The following is a 7,278-nucleotide window of genomic DNA, read 5'->3' as shown; positions in this document are numbered from 1 at the left end:
CATACAACTGTGATCTTAACGCTTCGTATAATATAGCAGCCCGCTATTATATACGAGAAATTTTTAAATCCTGTTCGGTGACGGACAGGTTGGACATTGAGGCTAAAGTCCCTCAGTGCTCTAAGAGAAGCACCTGCACGTTGGCTGACCTTATTAGCTTAAATGCGGTCTTAGACAATATATTAGTTGTCTAAGTACTGAGTTTTAGCCGTATGGACAGAAACGCAGTCTGATGCCCTAAAAGGCAACCACAACGTAGATTGTGGCAATAGGAAGCACGCGACTTTAGTCGTGTGAGGCTTCACGCCCCGTTGCATTCATGTATATTTCTAGCTATAATTAACTGCTATGGATTTTGATATACCTATCCATAGTAGAAAGAGGGACATCCTTGAAAACATTAGATATAGTATTTACATCAGATACACACGGGAATATTTTTCCGATAGATTACGCAGTTAATAAGCCAATAAATTCAGGGCTTTTGAATATAGCTGGCAAGGTGCAAAAGCATGAAAATATGCTGGTACTAGACGGAGGGGATTCACTTCAGGGAACTCCACTTGTATCATATTATCTTTCACATTCCAAAGAATACGATTTTCATCCGGTTGCAGAAGCTTTCAATGCTATGGGACTTGATTATTTCACACTTGGAAACCATGATTTCAATTTTGGTTACGACAAGATAAAAGATTATCTTGAAGCCATGAACGGAACATGTGTTTGTGCAAATGTTGAAGATTTAGGACATGAATTAAAGCTTGTAAAATCAGAGATAGTAACACTTGCAAATGGTTTAAGGGTAGGAATAACAGGAGCTGTAACGGACTGGGTTAACGTCTGGGAGTCTAAGAGTAACCTTACAAAATTTCAGATTACAGAGCCGTTTGCAGCATTAGAGAAAGAGCTTTCTTCTATGAAAGATAAGTGTGATATTACTATCTGCATTTATCATGGAGGATATGAAGAGGATTTGAAAGATGGTCATCTTTTATCTGATACTACAGAGAATATAGCATGTAGAATTGGAAAGAATCTTAATTTTGATATTCTTTTAACAGGTCATCAGCACATGGCAGTGGAAAGATGTGTGTTCGGAAACACAGTTTCTGTTCAGCCGCCTTCAACTGCTAAGATTTACTGCACATTAAAGGCTATAACAGATGATGAGAATAAGATTTTAAATGTGGAAACAGCATTTGAGAATAGCGAAGGAACACCAGAGGTAAAAGCATATGAAAAGCTTCTTCCTATGGAAGAAAAAGTGCAGAAGTGGCTCGATATTCCGATTGGTGAGTTAGAAGAGGAGATTCTTCCAGAAGGAAAGCTGGAAGCAGCTCTTTACGGAAGCAAAATAGCGGCATTGTTCAATGCAGTTGAGTTAGAATATGCAAAAGATGCTGATTTTGCCTGCAGTTCATTATTCAATGATCCATTAGGATTAAAAAAAGAAATAACAGTTAGGGATATATATAGCATTTACAGATTTGCCAATACAATAGATATTAAGAAATTAACAGGACAGGTTATCAAAGACTCTCTTGAAAGATGTGCTTCTTATTTTGAACTTGAAGATGGGAAGCCTGTTATATCTAGGACTTTCTTAGAACCAAAGATTGAACATTACAATTATGATTTCTATGCAGGTCTTGACTATGAATTTGATTTAAGAAAAGAAAAGGGCAGTAGAGTTGTACGGCTTAAAAGACTTGATAATGGCGAAGATATTTCTATGGAAAAGGAGTATACAGTTGTAATGAGTAACTACCGTTCAACCGGAACAGGCGGATATCCGGGAATTGGTAGTAGTCCTATTGTTTATTCCAGCACTGATGAAATGCCTGATTTATTGATTGATTATGTGAAAAAGCATACGCCTTTAAAAGAGGTAATGAATTATCGATTTAAAGTTATCTATTGATTATAAAGTTATTAGGGGGTATAGTATTTTTAGGGAAGGAAAACGATTTCCTAAAAACTGCTTATAATATTCTTGCTGTAAGCGGTAGTGAAAAATACTACAAGTATGAGGTTAAAATGGTATCAATCAAGGATGTAGCAAAAGAAGCCGGTGTGGCAATATCAACAGTATCAAAGGTGCTGAACAATTATCCGAATGTCAGCGATGACACAAGGCAAAAAGTTATGGAAGTTGTAGAAAGGCTTGGATTTGTTCCAAATGCTGTAGCAGCTACACTATCTTCCAAAAATTCAGGACGAATTGCTCTTTTAATAAAACTTAATGTCGAAACGCAGGCAATCGATGAAATTGATATGCAGTATATTGCAGGTGCGATTAGTAAGGCACAAGAACTTCAGCTTGATGTGATTACTATTTTCTTTAGTATGATAGAATCAATGTCTTTGGAAGAAATGATTAGATATTTTGCATCTCAGAGCGTTAGAGGCATCATCATCTATGGAATGTCCAGCAAAGACAAAGTTCTTCATAGCCTTGTAGACAGTCAGATGTTCAAGACGGTAGTAATTGATGCTCCGCAGGTTTCTACGTCCTGTTCTTGTGTTGGGATTGACCATGCCAAGGCTCAGTATGATGTTGCCAAAAAGACTATTAAAGAGAATAACTGTAAGAAAGTCTTATATATTTCTGGAAAAAAGAATGGATATGTTACAGATAAGAGACTTCAGGGAATGAAGAAGCTTCAGGAAGAAATGGGACTCAAAGTGCTTATTAGAGATGGAGATTTCTCTGAACTTAAGGCTAGGCAGATTACTATGAGATATGCCAGAAACAAGGATGTAGTTGTATGTGCTTCTGATCTTATGGCAATCGGAGCTATGAAGGCACTTATCGAGATGGATATATTCAGACCAGTCTGCGGTTTTGATGGAATCATTCTGATGGGATATGTTGGAAAGCAGATGAATACTGTTAGACAGGATTTTGCAAGTGTATCATCTAAAGCTGTAGAAGAAATGGAACGATTACTGTCAGGAGAAAGTGGTAGAAGCGTGGTATTACCACATGAACTTGTACGAATGAAGTATGAAGAAATAATTAGATAAAACAGTTCTCAGGTATATAAATATCTTAGAGACATGTAAATATTTAGAAGTTGTCTTTGTGGCATATAAAAGGTGGAAAGGTATAAACACTATTATACTTTTCCACCTTTTTTCCGAGATATAGATTGTGTGTTGCGATTAAAAAAAATTAATTTATACTTGCGGAAAACGTTTTCTTGTGGTAATGTAAATATATCGATTATAGAAAACGTTTTCCTGGAAAGAGAGGAATTTATTTTATGTCTACAAATATGCAGAAAGATATTCTTGTACTTAATCTTGAAGAGCAGATGGAAAAGAGTGCAGAGCGCCAGTTTGAGAAGAAACTTGCTGACTGTACAAATGAGGAAACTTACTATGTTCTCCTTGAGGTGACAAGCGAGCTTTTGAAGGTTTCAGAGCCAATTTCAGGCGAGAAGAAAGTTTATTACATTTCTATGGAGTTCCTTATTGGAAAGCTTCTTTCCAATAATCTTATTAATCTTCATGTATATGACAAGGTTAATGAAATTTTGCAGAAGAATGGCAAGAAACTTGCAGATATCGAGGAGTGTGAGCCTGAACCATCACTTGGTAACGGTGGTCTTGGAAGACTTGCTGCTTGTTTCCTTGATTCTATCGCAACTCTTGGACTTCCTGGAGAAGGTATTGGTCTTAATTATCACTTTGGTCTTTTCCATCAGGTATTCAAAGAGAATCTTCAGAATGCAGAGAAGGATCCTTGGATAAAAGAGCAGTCTTGGCTTGAGAAGACAAATGTAAAATATGAAGTCAACTTTGGCAAGAAGAAGGTTGTATCTAGACTTTACAACATGATTATAAGCGGATATGATTCAGGAGTTAACAAACTTCGTCTCTTCGATGTCGAGTCTGTTGATGAGTCTTTGGTTAAGGCTGGAATCACATTTGATAAAAAGAAGATTGAAAAGAATCTTACTCTTTTCCTTTATCCTGATGATTCTGATGAGGCAGGAAATTTACTTCGAATTTATCAGGAGTACTTCCTTGTAAGCAATGCAGCACAGCTTATTCTTCAGGAGCAGAAGGAAAGAGGATATGATCTTAGAAAGTTAAATGAGCATGCTGTTATCCAGATTAATGATACTCATCCAACAATGATTATTCCTGAACTTATCAGAATTCTTGTTGAGGATAAGGCATTCTCTATGGATGATGCTATTGATGTTGTATCCAAGACTTGTGCTTATACTAACCATACTATCCTTGCGGAAGCTCTTGAGACATGGCCTCTTAAGTATCTGGAGAAGGTTGTTCCTCAGCTTGTTCCTTATATCAAAGAGCTTGATAAGAGAATTCGTGCTAAGGTTAAGAACGATAAGGTTCAGATTATTGATAAAGAAAAGAAAGTACATATGGCATTCATCGACATTCATTATGGATTCTCTGTTAATGGTGTTGCTGCAATCCATACTGATATTCTTAAGGATAGTGAGCTTCATGATTTCTATGAACTTTATCCTGAGAAGTTTAACAACAAGACAAATGGTGTAACATTCCGCAGATGGCTTCTTTCCTGTAACCATCCACTTGCAAATCTCATTTCCGAGACTATAGGAGATGGATTTAAGAAGGATGCAGATCGTCTGGAGGATCTTCTTAATCATGTTGATGATGAAGAATTCTTAAATAAGGTTGAGGCTATCAAGATAGGCAAAAAGAAAGAGCTTTGCGAGTACATCTCTAAGCATGAAGGTGTAGAACTTAACCCGGATTCAATTTTCGATATTCAGGTTAAACGTCTTCACGAGTACAAGCGTCAGCAGATGAATGCCCTTTATATTATTCATAAGTACCTTGAGATTAAGGGTGGCAAGAAGCCAACAAGACCTCTTACATTCCTCTTTGGTGCAAAGGCAGCTCCTGCTTATGTTATTGCAAAAGATATCATTCACCTTCTTCTTTGCCTTCAGGAGATTGTTAATAATGATCCTGATGTAAATAAGTACATGAAAGTTGTTATGGTCGAGAACTACAACGTTTCATATGCTGAGCGCCTTATTCCGGCTTGTGATGTTTCTGAGCAGATATCTCTTGCATCCAAGGAAGCATCAGGAACAAGTAACATGAAGTTCATGCTAAATGGTGCTGTAACACTTGGTACAGATGATGGTGCAAACGTAGAAATTCACCAGCTTGTAGGCGATGATAATATTTATATCTTTGGTATCAGCGCTGATGAAGTAATTGAGCATTATAAGAAAGCTGATTATGTTTCTAAGGATTATTACAAGAAGAGCCCTGTTATTAAAGAGGCAGTAGACTTTATAATCGGCAAGCAGTGCATGAAAGTTGGTCATAAAGAGAATCTTGAAAGACTTTATAAGGAACTCATTGGAAAAGACTGGTTCATGACCCTTATTGACCTTGAGTCTTATATTGAGGCAAAGGATCGAATCTTTGCAGATTATGAGAATAGAGATAAGTGGAAGAAGATGATGGTTACAAATATTGCAAAGGCTGGATTCTTCTCATCAGATCGTACTATTCGCGAGTACAACCGTGACATCTGGAAACTGAAATGATTGTAGAATTGCGAGTATGACAAAGTCGTGAAGCAATTCGTATATCATTTATGTTTGAGTAAAAATAAAGAAAAAGCAACGAGTATAGAAGAGTAAATAGCATAGGAGTTAAAATTCAATACATAGGCATGCTTGCATGCCTATGTATTGAATTTTGCTGTTATTTTTCTTGCAATTTACAAAATATAGTGGTATGGTAAGTATCGCTATGCGAGTGTTAAATCCTTCCCACTCGATAAAAATCAGAGAATCTGATTACACTAAAGGAGAAAGAAATGAAAAAAACAAAAACACTTTTTATCGCACAGGCTGGTATTATTGCAGCTTTGTACGTAGTACTCACATTGTTCGCGCAGGGTTTTAATCTTGCAAACGGCGCAATTCAGTGTCGTTTCTCAGAAGCACTCACAATACTTCCGTTTTTTACACCGGCAGCTATTCCAGGAGTTACAATAGGATGTCTGTTGAGTAATATAATAAATTCATGCGCAGTTCCGGATATTATTTTCGGATCATTCGCAACACTTATTGGATGTATAGGAACATATGCGCTTAGAAAATATCGCATTTTATGTTCAGTAAGTCCTGTTATTTCTAATGCACTCATTATTCCTTTTATTTTGAAATATGCATATGGTTCTCCAGATGCAATTCCATTCATGATGCTAACAGTTGGAATCGGTGAAGTTATCACATGTATGGTATTTGGAGAAATTTTGCTTAATGCATTGTTCCCGATTCGTAATCAGCTTTTTGGTGATACACATGAAGTAAGAACTGTCTTTCGAAAGAAAGAAGCAGCAACAAACTAAGGATTAACATATATAGCATAGCAAATAAAAAACATGACAGTTTTGAGGAAAACTCTTTTCCAGCTGCCATGTTTTTTTATGTCCGCAAACAATTACATTTTCTATTCTTTTTTGCCAGACTCGATAGTATGTGATTTAATAATATCTCTTATTGATCTAAACAGATGCGGCTTTAATTCTGCAAGTGAACATGGATCCTGACCAAGTATTGCACTATAACCGGTAGCGCTTACAAGTTCTATTATCATGAATAGCATTATCTCAGGATCAATGAACGCATTATCAGATTCTTCGAGCATCTTCTTATAGATAGCCTGAAAGTCAATGTCGTCATTATTAGGACTGCTTGTTAAGGCTTTTTTAAATACCCCCCAGGACAAATCTTTATGAATGAACATAAGGAGAGGTTTATTGTGATTAAGTTCATCCAAGATATAGTCTATTATGAAAATAATCTTATCTTCCAGATTTTTGATATCCTTTTTTGAAAGTGCAAGGTAGGCGGCACTAAACAGCTGGCTGGACTTATGTGCAATCAGTCTGTTTCTGATATCATATTTATCTTTGAAATAAAGATAGAAAGTTCCTTTGGCAACGCCTGCCTTCTGCACAATATCAGATATTGAAGTTTTTTCAATTCCCTTTGTTATAAAAAATTCAAAAGAAGTATTCAAAAGCGAATCCCTTTTTTGTTTTTTATTATTATCTAGTTTACCCAAAAAAATTCCCTCGATTTCTTCGTTATTCTTGCCTAAAAAAATTTTAACATATAAGGTCAAGTCTTCCAAAATATGTTTGGTTTTCCATAAATAATATATCGTCGAACGATTTCTTATGATTAGATATGAGCAAATAAAAATCAACATCGAATTGACGTTATTATATTCACGGGA

The 7,278-nt window shown here is 36.1% G+C and carries 5 protein-coding genes; 4 read left to right on the top strand and 1 reads right to left on the bottom strand.

Annotated features, from left to right (window positions below):
* The first annotated feature begins 391 nt into the window (after positions 1-391).
* The 4 genes from G634_RS0112765 to G634_RS19160 all read left to right on the top strand — a co-directional run bounded on the left by G634_RS0112765 (position 392) and on the right by G634_RS19160 (position 6,385).
* Positions 392-1,924, top strand: coding sequence for a bifunctional metallophosphatase/5'-nucleotidase (locus tag G634_RS0112765; RefSeq protein ID WP_026505616.1), 1,533 nt, complete (start codon positions 392-394; stop codon positions 1,922-1,924).
* Positions 1,925-2,040: 116 nt separating this feature from the next.
* A complete protein-coding gene (locus G634_RS0112760; RefSeq protein ID WP_026505615.1) occupies positions 2,041-3,030 on the top strand; it encodes a LacI family DNA-binding transcriptional regulator in 990 nt (329 codons plus the stop codon).
* A 239-nt stretch (positions 3,031-3,269) separates the two neighbouring features.
* A complete protein-coding gene (locus G634_RS0112755; protein ID WP_081676618.1) occupies positions 3,270-5,573 on the top strand; it encodes a glycogen/starch/alpha-glucan phosphorylase in 2,304 nt (767 codons plus the stop codon).
* A 275-nt stretch (positions 5,574-5,848) separates the two neighbouring features.
* Positions 5,849-6,385, top strand: a complete 537-nt coding sequence (locus tag G634_RS19160) for a QueT transporter family protein (RefSeq protein WP_051233961.1) — start codon at positions 5,849-5,851, stop codon at positions 6,383-6,385.
* 101 nt (positions 6,386-6,486) lie between these two features.
* Here G634_RS19160 and G634_RS0112745 read toward each other — a convergent pair whose 3' ends face one another.
* Positions 6,487-7,104 (bottom strand): TetR/AcrR family transcriptional regulator, encoded by a 618-nt coding sequence (locus G634_RS0112745; protein ID WP_026505613.1) that lies wholly within the window; start codon positions 7,102-7,104, stop codon positions 6,487-6,489.
* Between the last annotated feature and the right edge of the window lie 174 nt (positions 7,105-7,278).

Source organism: Butyrivibrio sp. NC3005 (genome assembly GCF_000424545.1).
In the GTDB taxonomy this organism is placed as follows: Bacteria; Bacillota; Clostridia; order Lachnospirales; family Lachnospiraceae; genus Butyrivibrio.
Note: the sequence above shows the minus strand (reverse complement) of the source record. Positions and strands in the feature narration are given on the sequence as shown.

Excerpts from the sequence above, each read along its gene's own strand:
- G634_RS0112755 (WP_081676618.1), top strand. The coding sequence starts at position 3,270 with ATGTCTACAAATATGCAGAAAGATATTCTTGTACTTAATCTTGAAGAG.
- G634_RS0112760 (WP_026505615.1), top strand. The coding sequence starts at position 2,041 with ATGGTATCAATCAAGGATGTAGCAAAAGAAGCCGGTGTGGCAATATCA.
- G634_RS19160 (WP_051233961.1), top strand. The coding sequence starts at position 5,849 with ATGAAAAAAACAAAAACACTTTTTATCGCACAGGCTGGTATTATTGCA.